The 17,877-nt window shown below is 47.1% G+C and carries 14 protein-coding genes; 3 read left to right on the forward strand and 11 right to left on the reverse strand.

Annotation, left to right across the window (positions count from 1 at the left end; genetic code table 11):
• Nucleotides 1-15 precede the first annotated feature (15 nt).
• The 7 genes from BN1938_RS08750 to eno form a co-directional block, all read right to left on the reverse strand.
• Nucleotides 16-819, reverse strand: coding sequence for a Cof-type HAD-IIB family hydrolase (locus BN1938_RS08750; RefSeq protein WP_050640230.1), 804 nt, complete (start codon nucleotides 817-819; stop codon nucleotides 16-18).
• 69 nt (nucleotides 820-888) lie between these two features.
• Nucleotides 889-2,205 (reverse strand): RuBisCO large subunit C-terminal-like domain-containing protein, encoded by a 1,317-nt coding sequence (locus tag BN1938_RS08755; RefSeq protein ID WP_050640231.1) that lies wholly within the window; start codon nucleotides 2,203-2,205, stop codon nucleotides 889-891.
• Between the two features lie 20 nt (nucleotides 2,206-2,225).
• Entirely contained in the window at nucleotides 2,226-3,275 is a 1,050-nt protein-coding gene (locus BN1938_RS08760; RefSeq protein WP_050640232.1) for a (Fe-S)-binding protein, read from the reverse strand.
• Nucleotides 3,275-4,582, reverse strand: a complete 1,308-nt coding sequence (locus tag BN1938_RS08765; RefSeq protein ID WP_050640233.1) for an FAD-binding protein — start codon at nucleotides 4,580-4,582, stop codon at nucleotides 3,275-3,277. Before BN1938_RS08765 ends, BN1938_RS08760 begins: the two co-directional genes overlap by 1 nt.
• The gene (gene glpA, locus BN1938_RS08770; RefSeq protein ID WP_050640234.1) at nucleotides 4,575-6,227 is read right to left on the reverse strand and encodes an anaerobic glycerol-3-phosphate dehydrogenase subunit A; all 1,653 of its coding nucleotides are present in this window, start codon (nucleotides 6,225-6,227) and stop codon (nucleotides 4,575-4,577) included. The genes BN1938_RS08765 and glpA overlap by 8 nt, the downstream gene beginning before the upstream one ends.
• Before the next feature lie 377 nt (nucleotides 6,228-6,604).
• Nucleotides 6,605-7,021 (reverse strand): secondary thiamine-phosphate synthase enzyme YjbQ, encoded by a 417-nt coding sequence (locus BN1938_RS08775; protein ID WP_050640235.1) that lies wholly within the window; start codon nucleotides 7,019-7,021, stop codon nucleotides 6,605-6,607.
• Between the two features lie 299 nt (nucleotides 7,022-7,320).
• Nucleotides 7,321-8,592, reverse strand: a complete 1,272-nt coding sequence (gene eno, locus BN1938_RS08780; RefSeq protein WP_050640236.1) for a phosphopyruvate hydratase — start codon at nucleotides 8,590-8,592, stop codon at nucleotides 7,321-7,323.
• A 142-nt stretch (nucleotides 8,593-8,734) separates the two neighbouring features.
• Between eno and BN1938_RS08785 the strand changes: the two genes are divergently transcribed.
• Entirely contained in the window at nucleotides 8,735-9,577 is an 843-nt protein-coding gene (locus tag BN1938_RS08785) for a YitT family protein (protein WP_050640237.1), read from the forward strand.
• Nucleotides 9,578-9,598: 21 nt separating this feature from the next.
• On the forward strand, nucleotides 9,599-11,794 hold the full coding sequence (locus BN1938_RS08790) for a DNA topoisomerase III (protein ID WP_050640238.1): 2,196 nt from the start codon (nucleotides 9,599-9,601) through the stop codon (nucleotides 11,792-11,794).
• A gap of 236 nt (nucleotides 11,795-12,030) precedes the next feature.
• On the opposite strand, the gene BN1938_RS08795 is transcribed toward BN1938_RS08790, so the two are convergent.
• The 4 genes from BN1938_RS08795 to BN1938_RS08820 all read right to left on the reverse strand — a co-directional run bounded on the left by BN1938_RS08795 (nucleotide 12,031) and on the right by BN1938_RS08820 (nucleotide 16,298).
• Complete coding sequence (locus BN1938_RS08795; RefSeq protein ID WP_050640239.1) at nucleotides 12,031-12,747, reverse strand: cell wall hydrolase; 717 nt, start codon at nucleotides 12,745-12,747, stop codon at nucleotides 12,031-12,033.
• A 955-nt stretch (nucleotides 12,748-13,702) separates the two neighbouring features.
• Nucleotides 13,703-14,512 (reverse strand): phosphonoacetaldehyde hydrolase, encoded by an 810-nt coding sequence (gene phnX / locus BN1938_RS08810; protein ID WP_050640242.1) that lies wholly within the window; start codon nucleotides 14,510-14,512, stop codon nucleotides 13,703-13,705.
• Nucleotides 14,505-15,605: a 2-aminoethylphosphonate--pyruvate transaminase gene (locus BN1938_RS08815; protein WP_050640243.1), complete on the reverse strand. Its 1,101-nt coding sequence runs from the start codon at nucleotides 15,603-15,605 to the stop codon at nucleotides 14,505-14,507. Before BN1938_RS08815 ends, phnX begins: the two co-directional genes overlap by 8 nt.
• Nucleotides 15,606-15,821: 216 nt before the next feature.
• Nucleotides 15,822-16,298: a pyridoxamine 5'-phosphate oxidase family protein gene (locus BN1938_RS08820; RefSeq protein WP_082202918.1), complete on the reverse strand. Its 477-nt coding sequence runs from the start codon at nucleotides 16,296-16,298 to the stop codon at nucleotides 15,822-15,824.
• Nucleotides 16,299-16,537: 239 nt separating this feature from the next.
• On the opposite strand from BN1938_RS08820, the gene BN1938_RS08825 reads away from it, so the two are divergent.
• Nucleotides 16,538-17,866, forward strand: a complete 1,329-nt coding sequence (locus BN1938_RS08825; RefSeq protein ID WP_330581554.1) for an MATE family efflux transporter — start codon at nucleotides 16,538-16,540, stop codon at nucleotides 17,864-17,866.
• Nucleotides 17,867-17,877 lie beyond the last annotated feature (11 nt).

Consider the following 17,877-nt stretch of genomic DNA (forward strand, 5'->3'; position numbering starts at 1 on the left):
TACCCTCTTTTCCGCTTAGCTGATTTTGCATCGCACGTACTTCTCTATGGCGTATGCGACGCCGCTTTCATTGTTCGATAGTGTCACTTTTCCGGCTGCCTGCTTCACACCTTCCATGGCGCCCTGCATGGCAATCGAAAGGCCGGCATACTCCAGCATGCTTTTATCGTTTTCACCGTCGCCTATAGCTACCATCTCTCCGGGCTCTATATGATAATAAGAACCGATCCATGCCAGCGCACGGCCTTTATCGCTGCCGCCGAGCTCAAGAGAAAAATCATACGCACGATCCGCACTCACCACGCCGCCAAAGGCTGCGGACACCCATTCTCTGAACTGCGTGACTCTGCAGGGTTCATCCAATATTAAAATCTTTCCCAGGGGTGTGTTATTATAGCACATCCCGACATCCTCTGTATAGACAACCCTCTGCCCCATACATTTTTCAAATATCTCCAGATATGTTCCCTTAAGCCCGGAATAGACCTGGTCTTCCTGGTAAATAAGCGGCTGGTAGAGATGCGCCCTGCAGTAATCCAGTATTTTCGTGCAGTTTTCGGATGAAATCAACTCCGCATGCAGGATTTTATTCCCGGTATTGTCCAGCACCAGGCTCCCGTTCTGCGTCACGACTGCCTCTTCCAGCTTAAGTGTTTCAATAATTCCCTTAAGCGCCGGATATCCCCTTCCGGAAAAAGGAATGACTTTCACCCCCTCTTCCCGGATATCCTGGATAGCCCTTCGGTTATTTTCCGACAGTCTGTGCTCATCATCCAGCAGTGTTCCGTCCACGTCAACTGCCAATAATTTATATTTCACGTTACCTCCTGCGCTGCCCGCTGCTTCTAAGTCAGTTCTTTCCGGGCAGAAAACATTATGTGGAGCTTTCTATTTCTTTAAATCAAATAATTGCTGGTTCATGCCCTCTCCCCAGAGATCCAGGGCAACCTTTAAGGATTCACAGTCTTTTGCGGCTTCACGAAGTGAAATTCCTTCTGCCGTTGCATCTGCAGCTTTGATCAGACTCTCAACGCCTGCGGCTGCTCCCATCGGATGCGCGTGCATTGCCGCACCTGCTGAAATGGAAAAGTCCATTCCCAGATCGGAGGCAACATCCGGAATTAATCCCTGATATACACCTGCAGCCGGTCCCGGGAACGTGCGTTTCATTCCCCTGAAATCTGTCAGCAGAGCCTGCGCAATCCTGATATACCGCTCACGCTGAATGTCTACTTTGCCGTATGCACAAGGATAAATCACGATATCGGCTCCGCTCATTCTCATGAATTTGCCCAGAATCAGATGGCTTGATACGCCTGAGTAGTGTGATTCGTACATTGCCCCTGCAAATGCCGGATGTGCCAGGATCGGAAGCCCGACTTCGTCATTCTCTGCTACCATCTGCATAGAAGGCCAGCCAACAGTGAGTGCATTGATCATGATTCCGGGAATGCCCATCTCTTTGCACATTTTCGCTTTATCAAGCATCTTATCCGGTCTGTCTGTAATATTCGGTGAATAGATCACGCGTTTTCCGGTTCTCTCATAGACATCCTTCAAAATCTCCGCAGCGATCTTAGCTCTTGCCTTTACAGTACAATATTCTGTGTCACTGAAGAGTTCATCGTCTTTGATCCAGTCGATTCCTGCCATTGCCAGTTCCCGTATCAGTTTGCCCGCGTTCTCTGGCGTTGCCCCTGTACACGGTTTAATCATGCTGACAATAAACGGCCTTTTTTCAACACCTGTCAGCTCTCTGAGTCCCTCCACGCCATATCTCGGCCCTTTAAAGGCATCCGTAAATACTTTCGGGAAGTCTATATCAATCAGTTTGAGTTTTCCTGCCATAGAAATATTTCCTATTACAGAGGTCAGTACCTGGGGAAGATTCGGGCCCATATTCTCAAACGGGAATGCAATCTGGAATACCGCCATACGCTCTTTGCCTTCCATCTCCGGCATATTGAACTCATAGCACGGAATCTCGTGCACTGCGATTACTTTGCCGCCGTGTCTTCTCCTGACTTCCGGCGTCTCAAGGGGTACCGGCGCCCATGTGCCGGTAGTCTGCTCAATTGCTATAGATCCCACTTTGTTCAGCAGATCTGATGTATAACCTTCACAAAAGTAGGTGCAGATAATATGGGTGTCCTTGTCTACTGACTCTGGTAATTTAAAAATATTCGGATCATATTTTGCATTCATGATAAATTTCTCCTTTCACTCTATAACGCCCGTGCTACATATTCTGTAATATCGATGATCTCCATGTCTTTTTCTTTAATAGCCTCTTTTAACGCATATTTTTCAAACACGCATCCCGTCACTACTGTCCTGCATCCCAGATCCGCAAGCTCCTTTGCCCGCTTCTTGCTGACTGCTGCCGCCTGTTCCGGATAAAAAAGACCCAGACCGCCGCCGAGTCCGCTGGAAGAGGTTCGGTATCCAGTTCTCTCCGGCTGTACCGCTTTTTGTCCGCTCAGTTTTACAATCAATTCTTCGGGGGCTTTCACTTCGTTTTTTCTGGTAAGCATATGTGCTGCGTGATAGGCTGTCTGCTCTGTCCCCCCTGTGGCATTCAAGTTTTTCTTCTCCAAAAGATCCTCCAGGAATTCGCTTGTATGCAGATATGTATACTTCTCCGGATAATAATTCTGAAAGGCCTCGAACGAATAGCTGCACGGCGTAACGATCACTTTTGCCTGTACTCTCTCAAATGCTTTTACATTGGTATCCACAGCCTTCTGCAGCCCCTCTGTCTGTCCGCTTCTGTCCAGAAAGTATCCACTGTCTGCTGTGTCTGTCAGAAAAGTATAAGAAATTCCTGCCGCCTTGCAGATCTTATCAAAGGCATTCTGCATCTCCACATCCAATTCTCCTGCGTATCCAAGGAATACGGCAACATCTGCTTTGCCTTCCCGGATCTCCTGCGGTTTGCCAAGTATATTCTCCCCGGCCTCTGCCCTGTGCACAATATCGGTTACAGCTTCCGGCACGGTATTCTTCTCTCTGCATAAGCGGCGGATATATGCCATTGTATCTGCGATCGGAACGTTTACGGGACATGCTGATTCACATTCATAGCAGTCAATGCACTGAAATGCTTCCTCCGTCACCATTTCCAGATCAAAGCGGGATCCCAGCGCCGAGTATACAGCGGAATACATGGGAGCTTTATCCGTCCCGACCGCCCTGACAGCCGGACATCGGTCCAGACACAGGTTGCATCGTACACATTCCACGCTGTTATAATAAATATCATTAAAGTCTTTCATCAGTGCTCACTTCCTTTCGCCATATTTGCCGCATTCTTTCCTGCAAGGTATCCGGAAGCTGCCGCAACTCCTGCACCGCTTCTCTCATAGACCCAGTCATAGCCTTCCATTAAATCCCCACAGGCAAATATCTGTCCGGAAAAGCTGCCCTGTGCGATGGTCATATCATCGTACACCCGGATGCCGGTCTTGATAAAAGGCTGGCCGCCTCCGGGGAATGCTTTTTTATTTACCATATCAGCGTCAATCCTGCCCAGCGGCTCATGAATAACCGGGATAAACACATCTTCTCTATAGGAGGTGATACCGCCTCCGATGAATCCGCCGGCAGCAAGCACAATCTTTCTTGCATATGCTTCCCTGGTCTTTCCCTGCTGCTCGAACACGACACAAAATACCCCTTCTTCTGTTTTCTTAATTTCCACTGCCTTTGCCTGATTGGTTACCTTAATATTTAGATTCTCCAGGCCTTTTTCAAATGCGTCCGCAAGTCTCTGTGCACTGACCGAATGTCCTCCTGCAGAGATCTCTCCTACCGGGATCCCAAGTGTCTCATATAAGAGTTCCATGTTCTGTGCATAATTTTGATAGCCCAGAACCGGTGGAACCAGAATCCTCTGAATACCGCCCATAACGTTCTTCATATCATCGAGTACTGCTGCAAGCTCCTCAATGCCTTCGCTGGTATCAAAAAATGCGGCAAGTTCTGCATTGGTCAGCTTCTCCCTGTTTGTAAGAGAGGGGAGTTCCAAAGTGACTGCAATATAAGCAGCATCTGCTTTGGGAGCAAACTGTTTCTGATAGGCATTGTAGGACTTGCAGGCATATTCGGGATAAAATTCCGTATATCCCCTGAACCCTGCAACCAGTATTTTCCCCCGGGCTGTTGTCACGTCTGCGTATTTATTATAGGAAGGGATGTATGCCGTATTTTTATAGGTTCCCAGAATATTCGGGATGGCGGCGTTCCTGATCCCGTCGCCTGTAAACTCCATTCCGCCTGCGCGGCAGACTTCCCGCAATGCTTTGATTCCATTTTCCAGACTGTCTTTGAGAACCGCATAGGGGTGCTTTGGATTTTTCTCCAGCAGCAGGGTCATCCCCTCACTGATTTCTTCTACAACTATATTTTTCTCTTCTCCCGGCACTGCTCCCAGAATATCCAGAACGCCTGAGCCCATCATGGTTGCCCCTGCGCCTTTTGTGATAATTTCTACGCCGGCCAGCTCATCCGATGCCGCCTTTGCTGCAGTTACCCCAGCCATGCCGCTGCCGATTACAATTACATCTTTTATCTTATCATTCATGCGGAATCACCTCCGTTGGTTTGGTATCCAGAAGATCGTAGCTGCCCTGGGTTACATAAAATGCCTGCATAATTTCTGCCTGTGCCAGTTGATCTCCATATTGGAGTGTATAATAAATGCCCTTCCAGCGTTCCTGCATATACTCTGCCAGCTGGTCATGAGCCTCCTGTGCCGTCGCGTGAACCGCTTTCTGATACAGGGCAGCCACTTTGTATGTACAGAACGTTCCCTGGCAGGTTCCCATGCCGTTGCGGATTCTTCTTCTGAGATCCTTAATGTTAAATACTTCCTCATTCTGGAATGCATTAATGACTTCTGATCCGATTACCTGGGCGCATTCACATATGACTCCGGAGTACTCCGGCGCAGCATCTACAATTTCCTTTGCCCTGCTGCCATATCTTGCGGTCATCTTATGTGCGCTGTACAACGGTACTTTGTATTTCTCATGTATATATTTTGCATCTTTTTCTGCTTCTTCCTTTGTCTGGGCCCCATAGATCAACCGCTTATGTGTCGTACACTCTGCATCGCTTCCCAGCTTTCTGCATACAAGGTCCACTGTCTCTTCCGCCATCAGCCTTGCCGTTGCATATTTTCCGCCGGTGATTGTGACAATTCCTTCAATACCATGTTCTTCTGCGTGATCGATCAGAATCATTCTGCGGCTGACCGCCCTCCCGGTTTCTGATGTGGTTGAGTAAAGGGGTCTGACCCCTGTGCACATACGGAGCATTCTTGCATTTCTGATATCCGGAATGATCTGCTCTACACTGCTTTCCATCAGTTCAATCTCATCCAGCCCCGGAACCGCCGCATCGGGATCTTCTATATCTACGGAAGATGTGCCAAGCAGGGAAGTATTCTGATATCCCATGCTGACAAGGCCGTCGCCGTCTGAGGGTACTCTCAGAATACCAATCAGCGTTTTCGTGGGCCGCATGTTATATACCCCCATGGTTCCTTTATTTGGCTTTACAGGTATCTTAAAGCCGGCCATTTCTGTCACTCTTGAGCCCCAGGGGCCTGCAGCATTTACCACAATCTTTGCGCAAATCTCATAGATCGTTCCATTCTTTCTGTCCAGTACCTTTACCCCTTTTACGGTATCCGCCTCCATGATCAGATCGATCACTTCGCTGTGCGTCCGGATAACTGCGCCTTTTACCTTTGCATCATATGCCTGTGCAATACAGAGACGGAAGGGATCAAATCCCGTGTCAATTGTACGCAGGGCGAACTGGATATCGTCGGCCAGAAGAGGTTCATCCTGTACGGCTTCCTCCGGTGTGATCACTTCATAGGGCAGACCAATCTCATCTGCATTCTCCATCCACTTCTTTGCAAATTCAAGCTGCTCTTCTGTCTTTGCCACCCACATTGCATCTGTCGGGTCGACTACCTGTGGGACTATCTCACGGAATACTTTGTTCTCCTGCAGACATTCCACTGCAGTCTGCTTATCTGTCACAACATATCTGGAACCACCGTGCAGTGCTGAATGGCATCCTCCGGATGTACCCGCAGCCAGATCGTCTCTTTCCAAAAGAACAGAATTTGTGTATCCGCGGAGTACCAAATCTCGAATCGCAGCTGTTCCTGTGGTCCCGCCACCAATTACTACTACGTCAAAATTTTCTCGCATAAATTCGATCTCACTTCCTATTTTCTATTTTCAACCCGGTTTGAATTAGTCTTATAATATCACCGTTTATTTGCACAATCAAATCGGGTTTCTTTGCAATTTTTTCGTTTTTTTGTCCTTTATTTGTGCATCCTTTTCAATTTAAGTTCCATGTTTTAGGGCACCTTGTACATGTCACCATAGTTTCAACTTTGTATAGCACAAAATAATTTTGTCATTCTGCACCATTCTCACCGCTTCATTTTCTAACTGAATATAATAGAGTTTTTATGATATAGGAAATTTCAGAGTGATTTCCTATATCATAAAAGGAGCCTGTCCGGGGCTTCTTATTTAAGTCCCGGACAAGCCCCTTTGCAGGCATACATCCCTCTCCTTTATTCTCCCATAATTTTAATGCAGATCTTTTTCATGCGCTTACCGTTAAAATCAGCATAAAAGATCTGTTCCCAGTGTCCCAGATCCATATTCCCTTCCGTAACTGATATGAGCTCGCTTCTTCCGATAATATTCCTTTTCAGATGGGCGGGCGCATCCTTCTCACTCTTATTATGCCGATAATAGGGTTCCTTCTGTTCGGGAATAATCTGCTCTAAAAACTCCAGAGTATCTCTGATCAGTCCCTCCTCATCATCATTTATAAAAATTGACGAGGTAGTATGAAGAGAAGATACTATAATCGCACCTTCTCTGATGCCGCTTTCTTCCAAAACCATCCTGACATGGTTCGTGATATTTTTCATCGTTTCCTTTTCTTCAAATTCAAAGCTTAGATATGTACGGTATGATTTCAAAATAGCCCTTCCTCTTCTGCTGCCAGCATTTGTCTGACCGCCCTATAAAACAGCCTGCTCACTCAGGCCAATGCGCAGAACTGTTATACAGGCGCATTCTAAGTTCATGGTTCTGTTTCTATGTCTGTTTTATTATAATACCGTAGTATTCGCCAAGTCAAGGAGACGTATGGAGCTGTCCGACGCAGGCTGCAGACTCTGTTTTCATAAACTATTTTTAAACTTTATTTTCTGCAGATAAAAACAGCTGCGGCCTGCCATTTCCGGCAAAACCGCAGCTGTTTTTCTTATCTTTTTAACTATCTTCCCAGCTCTTCTTCTATCCTGAGCAGCTGGTTGTACTTAGCAACACGCTCTGACCTGCACGGAGCCCCGGTCTTAATCTGTCCCGTGTTAAATGCCACCGCAATATCTGCTATGGTCGTGTCTTCCGTCTCTCCTGATCTGTGGGATATGATCGCATTATAGCCCGCCTTCTGGGCCATCTCAATGGCATCAATCGCCTCTGTCAGTGTCCCAATCTGGTTTACCTTTACTAGTATGGCGTTAGCCGCATTCTGCTCAATTCCCTTTTTCAGCCGTTCTACATTTGTAACAAACAAGTCATCTCCCACCAGCTGAATCTCATTCCCCAGTCTTGTTGTCAAAAGTTCCCATCCGTCCCAGTCTTCCTCATCCAGCGGATCTTCAATAGATCGGATCGGAAATTCCAGTGATAAGTCTTCATAATATTCAATCAGTTCCTCGGCAGATCGCACGATCTTCTGTCCCTGCATCCTGCTTTCTCCCGGGAATTCATATTTTCTGAAATCCTTATTATACAGCTCGGACGCTGCAACATCCAGCGCAATCTGAATGTCTTTTCCCATCTTATATCCGGCCTTCTCCACCGCTTCTTTCAGAAATCTGAGCGCTTCCTTTGCGTCCGGCAGATCCGGGGCAAAACCGCCCTCATCTCCCACGGCTGTACTCAGTCCGTTTTCTTTCAATAACGCTTTCAGTGTATGATAGATTTCTGCACACATGCGGAGCCCTTCTTTAAAGCTGGGCGCGCCCACCGGCATGATCATAAACTCCTGGATATCCAGTGTATTGTCCGCATGCGCCCCGCCGTTCAGGATATTCATCATTGGAACCGGAAGTTCGTGAGCATTAACTCCGCCCAAGTATCGGAACAACGGTACTTTCAGAGCGTTTGCCGCCGCCTTGGCCGCTGCAAGCGACACTCCCAGAAGGGCATTTGCTCCCAGGTTCTTTTTATTCTTGCTGCCGTCAGCCTTGATCAGCACTTCATCAAGAGCGGCCTGATCAAATACATTCATGCCGATCACGGCTCTTGCAAGCTGGTCATTCACATGTTCTGCAGCGCGCTGGACTCCTTTTCCGCCGTAGCGGTCTTCACCGTCACGCAGCTCCACTGCTTCATATTTTCCTGTAGATGCACCGGAGGGTACCGCAGCGCGTCCTACCGTATCTTCCCCTACAAGCACCTCTACTTCAATCGTCGGATTGCCTCTGGAATCTATAATTTCTCTTGCGTATACGTCTCGAATTGGTAAATACTGATACATATATTCCTTCCTCCTTATGGGAACATAGTATTTCCAAATATCTTGTCTTAATGCGTTGACTTTTCATATTCCGGGCGTTACAATTCGGATAGAGTGAGAGGTTTTTAATTTCAAAATTATGTATATTACGGGGAGCATACGGATGAAGGGTAAACTGAAGCATTTTCTCTTATTAACATGCAGTACAATGATTATGGCTGTCGGTACTTATTTTTTTAAATTTACGAATAATTTTACATTCGGAGGTATCACGGGCCTGGCGGTTCTGGTAGCCAAAACCGGATTCATGTCTGCCAGTGATTTTACCTTTGTCATGAATATGATACTGTTGGTCATTGGTTTTATTGTGTTAGGACGTAAGTTTGCGGCTAAGACCGCCTACTGCAGTATCCTGCTTTCTGTGACGTTATCCGTTCTGGAGCGTGTTTATCCGATTACTCATCCGCTGACAGACCAGCCCATGCTGGAGCTCTGTTTTGCCATTGCTCTGCCCTCTCTGGGTTCTGCGGTATTGTTTAACATCGGGTCATCCAGCGGCGGTACGGATATCATTGCCATGATACTGCGGAAATATTCCAGCTTTGATATTGGACGCGCGCTGCTCATCACCGATATCCTTATTACCATCGCGGGCTGCTTTATGTTCGATATCGAGACAGGGCTTTACTCCTTCCTCGGCCTGGCAATCCGCTCATTCATGATTGATACGTTTATCGAAAGTTTTAACCTCTCCAAGTATTTCAATGTGGTATGCGACGAACCGGAACCCATCTGTGATTTCATTGTAAATACACTGCACCGCAGTGCCACCGTCTGCCATGCACAGGGCGCCTTTTCGGGAAGAGACAAGTATATCGTCTTTACGGCCCTCAACCGTCCCCAGGCAGTTAAGCTTCGTAACTTTATTAAGGAAAATCAGCCGGAAGCCTTTATTCTGATTTCGAATACAAGTGAAATCATCGGAAAAGGATTTCATAATATCTAAGATTAGTAAAAGGAGACTTCAATGAAACATCTTGTGATTGCCGAAAAACCTTCTGTGGCCAGGGATATCGCCAGAGTCCTGCGCTGCACAAAGAAGACAAACTCTTATATAGAAGGAACTGAATATATCGTTACCTGGGCGCTGGGACATCTTGTCACCCTGGCAGATCCCGAGCAATATGGCGAACAGTACAAAACCTGGAATATGGACACACTCCCCATGATCCCTAAGGAATGGAAGCTGGTGGTCATCAATCAGACCGGAAAACAATTCCATGCGGTCAAAGAGCTGATTTACCGCAAGGACGTATCCGATATCATCATTGCAACCGATGCCGGACGCGAAGGCGAGCTGGTTGCCCGCTGGATTCTGGACAAAGCGGGAAGCAAAAAGCCGCTGCAGCGTCTCTGGATCTCGTCCGTAACAGATAAAGCTATCCGGGAAGGTTTTGCGAACCTGAAACCCGGGAAAGCCTATTACAACCTCTACAGAGCCGCAATTGCCAGGGCGCAGTCCGACTGGGTGGTGGGCATCAATGCCACACGGGCGCTGACCTGTAAATATAACGCACAGCTCTCCTGTGGACGCGTACAGACGCCTACTCTAGCTATGATCGCTGCACGCGAAGAAGAAATCCGCAGTTTTAAGCCACAGCCTTTTTATGGGATGAAGGCATCTGCCGGAGGAATCACTTTCCTGTGGTGCGACAGCCAGTCCGGTTCTTCAAGGACATTTGACCAGGAACGGATTCAAAAGCTCTATAAGCAGTGCGGGGGTACGCTAGAGATTACAGAGGTCATAAAAAAGGAGAAGAAATCCTTCTCTCCTGCCCTCTACGATCTGACTACACTGCAGAGGGAAGCAAACCAGCGTTTTGGTTTTTCGGCAAAGGAGACCTTGAACATCATGCAGCGCCTGTATGAAAACCACAAGGTACTGACCTACCCCAGGACGGACTCCCGCTATCTCACTTCGGATATGACGGGGACACTAAAGGAACGCCTCAAGGCCTGTGCAGTCGGCCCTTACAGTAAGATTGCCGGCCGGCTGACCATGCAGCCCATTAAGGCCAATAAATCTTTTGTGGACAATGCTAAAGTCACAGACCACCATGCCATTATTCCTACAGAACAGTTCGTTCAGCTGGATCATATGACAAACGAGGAGCGAAAAATATACGATGTGGTTGTGCGGCGTTTCCTTGCCGTGTTATCCCCGGCATGCGAATATGAAGAGACCTCGCTAAGAGGCAGGATTTCCCAGGAAGTGTTTACGGCCAAAGGAAATGTGATCAGACAGGCCGGCTGGAAGGAAGTATACGAGGCAGGATACGAAGATGCAGATGAGGAAGAAGCGGAAGAAATTTACATCAAACAAACTCTGCCGGAAGTACACAAGGGGCAGAAACTGCAGGTAAGCAGCCTGAACATCACAGAAGGTAAAACAAAACCTCCCGCGTATTTCACAGAAGGCACACTGATTGCCGCTATGGAGAATCCGGTCAAATATATGCAGCATAAGGATAAGACGCTGATCAAAACACTGGGTGAGACCGGAGGTCTCGGAACCGTTGCAACACGCGCGGACATCATCGACAAACTGTTCAACAGTTTCTTGATGGAAAAACGTGGCAATGAAATCCATATCACAGCCAAGGGCAGGCAGCTCCTGGAGCTGGTACCCGGAGATTTAAAAAGCCCGGAACTGACCGCTGACTGGGAACTCCGGCTTCAGGCAATCGCCAAGGGCAAGGAAACAGACCGGCACTTTATGGATGAGATTGAGCATTACACACAGGCTTTGATTCAGGAGATTAAAACCGGGGACGGAAAATTCCGGCATGATAACCTGACCCGGACCAAGTGCCCGGAATGTGGAAAATATATGCTGGAGGTCAATGGCAAACACGGCAAGATGCTGGTCTGCCAGGACAGAGAATGCGGACATCGTGAGACCATTTCCCGCCGCACCAATGCCCGCTGCCCGGTCTGCCACAAGAAAATGGAGCTGGTTGGCAAAGGGGATGGGCAGCGGTTTGTCTGCTCCTGCGGGCATAAGGAAAAACTGAGTGCGTTCGAAGCCAGACGGGCAAAAGAAGGCAAGGGGGCAAGTAAGAAAGACGTGAATAACTATTTGAAAAAGCAGGCCCGGGAAGTGAAGGAACCGGTGAATAACGCTTTCGCGGATGCATTTTCAAAGCTGGATATTGATTTATAGTGACCATCTTTATAGACAACTGATCTGGCTGCACTAGAGCGTGTATAGATTTTCGATTTACGCCAAATTGTTTATCGACATTATAAATTATAAAATATGATTATAATGAAAGAATGCTGCGAGATAGATCGTAGTCATCGAAAATAAGTCACTTACTGTTATTTATTATTCGATGTACTACCATCTATCCCGCAGCATTTTAAATGTATTTAAATTATTACATAAGCGTTTCTTTCCTAATGGAAGAAATGATCCCCAATCTGGATCCCATAATCTCCATTCCCAAAGTAAAGGCAGTCCCCGATTGGGTTAGATCCGGCAATTGCGTCTGCTGCCGCCTGCATAGCAGTATCGGTGTACCCCCCGCTCGCCAGCACGCTGTCCAGCCAGCCCGTCATAGCCGGACCAAACTGTCCTGACTGGTAAATAACCTCTGGAACACTGTTCGGATATACCCCGCTGCGTACCCGGTTCATAATAACGGCTCCCACGGCAACCTGTCCTTCATAAGGCTGATTTCCCGCCTCACAGAAAATAATTGCTGCCAGCAGTTCCTGGTCTCCCGCTGCCACGGGCTGTGCCACAGCCGCTGACGCTGCCGCCGCCTCGGCTTCCTCCGCCGCACGTGCCTCTTCCTCCGCCGCACGCTGAGCCTCTTCAGCGGCGAGCCTTTCTTCTTCCTCTTTCCTTTTTTTCTCTTCCGCTATCTTTTTCTGTTCCTCCTCATAAGCAGCTTTTGCTTCCTTTGCCGCTTTCTTTATCTCTGCTGTTTGCTCTACCGGAATGCTTTTTACGGTCTCTAACAGTAATGTATCTCCTTCTTGTTTATCTGCTGTATCAATTGTAACTGCCACAGGCATCTGTGAAGCCGCCTGTGTAGTAAAGCCGGCTGTGAATGTCATACACACCGTCACTGCTGACAATACTGTTATAAATTTCTTACCCTGTAACATATACTTAACCTCCTGATTTGTTGCAATATCTTTAAGTATTTCTTAATAAGCTTGTAATAAAATATATGCTTTTGATTTCGAACTTATTACAGATATTACAAATTTGTTACAAAAGTCATTCTAATACAAAAAATGAAATCTGTCAACTTTTTTATTTCTTCCACAATCCGGTAAAATTGGGAGGAGAAATGATGGCAGGAGGGGCGCCTGTCTGAAATGTGGTGGGGGATGCCGCCGGGAAGCAGGGGAGAGGGGCTGAAAGCAGCCCGTTTGCGGAGAAGTGCTAACGCAAAAGAAACTGCCCATGAGGGCACGTACAACATGCAACGGGAAAGCCTGATGCTTTCCCGTCTTAGGATGTACTGGAAAGTGATTTGGTAAATCACTTTCCATCCCTCATGGGCAGCTCCTTTTGCGTAAGCACTTCTAAACCGCGCACTTTATGCTCCCAGCCCCTCTCCCCTGCTTCCCGGCGGCATCCCCCACCACATTTCAGACAGGCTGGGCTTCATCCGGTCAGGACTTATAATTCTCCTTAAGGGGAATTTCGGCGGGAGCAGCGTATGGGACTGGCTGGGCTTGATGAGAGGTGCTCCGTTAGTTTTGAATATTGCATATTTTTCTTCTGAGCACACTTAACCGCATAGCCATTTTAAATACGCCGCCCCCGCCAGCGCCTCCTCCGGAATATGGAATGTTTCTTCCGACTGGTTGAAGCCCAGCTGTGCGGAATCGTGACAGGACTCTTTTGGATGCGTCTTTTGTGGTGTTACAGCCGCTTCATCAAAATGAAAGCCAACATATGAATTAAAAGCAGGGCCGCCAGCCCTGCTTTTAAGCCGACTTATACGGGAATGCATCCTGCATTCCCGTGTTTGTCGGCAGTATTCATCATGTTGGCTTTCATTTTGATTAGCGGCTGTTACACCACAATTCCGCATCCAAAAGAGTCCTGTCACGATTCCGCACAGCGCCCCTTAGCCATCCCCCTAAACATTTCAATTTCCAGCAGCTCGTTCATATTCAGGATTACTGCATCTGCGCCTGCATCCATGAATCTGATGGTTACTGCCTCTGCTTTTTCCTTTTTTTCTGCCTCCGGCAGTGCGTTGTATTCGGATTCTGTCAGGCCCATTTCTGAGCTGCCTTCTACTACTCCTATGGTATAGACGCCTGCATTTTTCCCTTCTTTGATGTCTGATATGGTGTCTCCTACCTTGATGACATGATCAATGGATGTTACTTTGAGGGCTTCCATGTTTTTGAAGATCATATACGGGTAGGGGCGTCCTGCATTTCCGACGGAATTAGGGCTGAACCATGCGTCCGGCTCGTATCCTGCCTCTTTGGCTTTTGGCACGACAATCTTCATCATTTCGTCTGTATAGCCTGTGGTGGATCCTATTTTGATTCCCAGTTCACGCAGCCTGGCTGTAACTTCCAGTACGTATGGCTTGGGATCGGCAAATTCATCCAGTATTCCCAGTAATTTATCTTCAAAGGACGCATATAATTGGTCGATATCCGGCTCTGATGGGGATTTTCCATACTTCTTCTCCCATAATCCACGGATTCTTGGCATTTCCAGCATTGTTTTAATATGGTCTCTTTTCAGCATTCCCATCGGCTCTCTTACCTCATCCATTGTGGGCTCAATTCCTGCCTGTCTGAACACCTCCGCAAATGCTTTTACCGGTGCAAAACAGCCGTAATCTACCGTTGTTCCCGCCCAGTCAAATATAACCGCCTCTATATTTTTATTCATGGCTGCTCTCCCCCAGAAATTCCGTTATAATCTCCATCAGTTTCAAAATGTCGTCTCTGTATATCTCTCCGATATTACCGATACGGAATGTGTCTGCCTCCGTTACTTTTCCGGGATAAATTGCATATCCGCGTTCTTTGATGTATGTATACATTTCTGTAAAAGAAAACGTGTGGTTCTCAGGATAGTAGAAAGTTGTGATGATTGGCCCCTGATGTTCCGCGTCTATATACGGATGGATTCCAAGCTCTGCCATCTTTTGAATCAGGAGTTTGTTATTCTCGGTATAACGTCTGCTTCTTGCCGGTATGCCCCCTTCTTCTTCCATTTCCTTCAGTGCCTGTGAAAACGCCAGAACCACATGTGTTGGGGAGGTAAAGCGCCACTTTCCGTCTTTGTTCATGGTCTCCCACTGGTCGTATAGATCCAGGGAAAGGCTTCTCGCTTTCCCTTTGCTTGCAATCAGTTTTTCTCTGTCTGCAATGACAAATGAGAATCCCGGTACTCCCTGAATGCATTTATTAGCACTGCTGATAATAAAGTCGATTCCCCACTCGCCTACAGGAATATCCACTCCGCCAAAACTGCTCATTGCATCCACAATCATCGTACGGTTCCTTGCTTTCACAGCCTTAGCGACTGCCTCAATATCATTGAGAATCCCGGAAGTTGTCTCGCTGTGGACCATGGATACGTGGGTAATGGATGGATCGTTGTCGAGAATTTCTGCAACCTTATGCGCATCCGGTACTTTATAGTAAACTTCGTTGTACACAACGTGGCAAATGCCGGCATGCTCTGCGATATCTACCATTCGTTCGCCGTAAGCGCCATTGGCAACAATTAACAGCTTATCGTCATTTGCAATCACACTGGACAAAACCGCTTCCACTCCAAAGGTTCCGCTTCCCTGCATCAGAACAACCGTATACTCGTCCTCAGAAACATGTGCCAGCTCCAGAAGCTTTTTCCGAATATCCTGTGTAATTGATTTATAATCATCATCCCAGGTGCAGTGATCGAACAGCATTTCTTGCTTTACACTGTCTGTAGTCGTCAGCGGACCCGGTGTCAGCAATTTGTAATTTTTCATTTTATAAATCTCCTCTCAATCTTTGTATCTTCGATCGGTAAGAGTTCAGACAAGGCTGTACTCTTATTTCAATCAGACTACGGAAATTATAGCAGTCTGTTTTTTAATTAACAATCAAATAGAATTCAAGATTTTGTAAGAAATTTGTAAAATCGTAATTGTAAAACAATTCTGAAAACGGTAGGCAAAGGGGTCAGACCCCTTTGCCTACCGTTTCTATTCTCTCCGTTTACCAGTCAGTTCTTTTGCCGTTATTTTAATAACTGACACAATTGTCACAAGCCGCTCGGTAAATTCATAATCTTTTCCAGTCTGGCATTTCATTAATACACTCAATGCCTCCATCTTCTCCCGGGGCTCCTCCACAAACTCGGCCACGCCTTTTCCCACCAGGCTGGCGTAGCGGAATCCATACTGGCACGGGACTCTTCCCTCTATCAGTTCATGGTCACAATCCAGCTCAAATCCCACATTTGGATTTTTTCTTAACAGGTCCAGCTTTTTACCCTCCAGTGCTGCGTGGATATAAATTACCAGATTATTGTCTTCGTATGTATATCCAAAATTCATGGGCAGCATATAAATCCCATCTTCATCATACATGGCCAGATGTATAACCTTACATGTATCCAGTACATGAAGTATCTCTTCCCGGCTCTCAATTTCACGGTCTCTTCTTCTCATTCGTGGCATTATGTTTACCCTCTCTTTCATCAAATATATTTTATCATACCATAAACTATAGTAGTCTGCACTCAAAATTCATGCACAATGAATTCCTGCTGTCCACTGCGTCTGCATTGTAATAAAGAGCTCCAAAGCCCTATCGACAGCAGATGTATTTCATGATATAGTATCGTTGTTAAGTTGGAAAACACGACATATACATAAGAAAAATGAGTGAGGTTTTTATGAAGCGGGGCAGTCAAACTATGAATCAAATCACGGAAGGTGTCATCTGGAGACAGCTTCTTCTTTTCTTTTTTCCGATTGTATTCGGTACATTTTTCCAGCAGCTGTACAACACCATTGACACCGTAATCGTGGGCCATTTTGTGGGGACAGAAGCTCTGGCCAGCGTGGGTGGATCTTCCGCACAGATTATTGCCCTGATCGTGGGCTTTTTCACCGGGCTTTCCTCCGGTGCTTCTGTTGTAATCGCACAGTTTTTCGGCGCACAGGATGAACGTTCTGTGAGGCAAAGCCTGCATACGGCCTATGCTTTCTCAATCATGGGAAGTATTATCATCAGTATTCTCGGCATCGCGCTTGCTCCGTCCATGCTGTCCTGGATGCGCACTCCTGCCGAAATCATGGCTGATTCTATTCTGTATCTGCGCATCTACTTTGCGGGCATTCTCTTCGTCTTCATTTATAATATGGGCTCCAGCATCCTGCGGGCGGTTGGGGATTCCAGACACCCTTTGTATTACCTGATTATCTGCTGTTTCCTGAATATCGTACTGGATGTGGCCTTTGTAGTCATCTTCCGCATGGGTGTGCTGGGCGTGGCGCTGGCCACCCTCCTTTCTCAGGCTTTCAGCGCCGTACTTGTCACACATAAACTGATGAAAGCGGAAGGTATCCTCCGGCTTTTTCTCCGCCAGATCCGTTTCCACGGTTCTGTAATGAAGTCACAGCTCCGTATCGGAATCCCCACCGGCGTTGAGGCCGTTATGTACAGCATTACCAACGTCATCATTCAGGCTGCTTTAAACGGTTTCGGCACCGATACCGCGGCGGCCTGGTCTGTATTTGGAAAATTAGATGCTGTCTTCTGGATGGTCAGCAGCGCATTCGGCATCTCCATCACCACATTTGTGGGGCAGAATTACGGAGCGCGTAAGGCTGGCCGGATCCGGAAAATCACCCGCGTCAGCCTGGGCATAGATTTTTTGGTCTCCGCAGCCCTCGTCGTCTTTCTGATTGCGGCCCGGGTCCCCTTGTTCCGGCTGTTCACCACGGATACCGAAGTTATACGGATCGGGACTGAGATGCTTTTGCAGGTGACTCCGTGGTATATTACGTTTGTGTTCATTGAGATCCTCACTGGCTCTCTGCGCGGCATCGGGGATGTAATTATCCCTATGATCATCACCCTGTGCGGTGTCTGCCTTCTGAGGGTTCTCTGGATCATCGGCGCCCTCAAAATTCAGCCCACCATATCGGCTATTATATTCAGTTATCCGATTACGTGGATTATAACTTCTATACTATTTATCTGCTATTACTTTTATAGAATAAAGAAGATGAAAATATAAAACGCTCTAGT

Source organism: Eubacterium sp. SB2, from assembly GCF_001244405.1.
GTDB lineage: Bacteria > Bacillota > Clostridia > Lachnospirales > Lachnospiraceae > Faecalicatena > Faecalicatena contortus_B.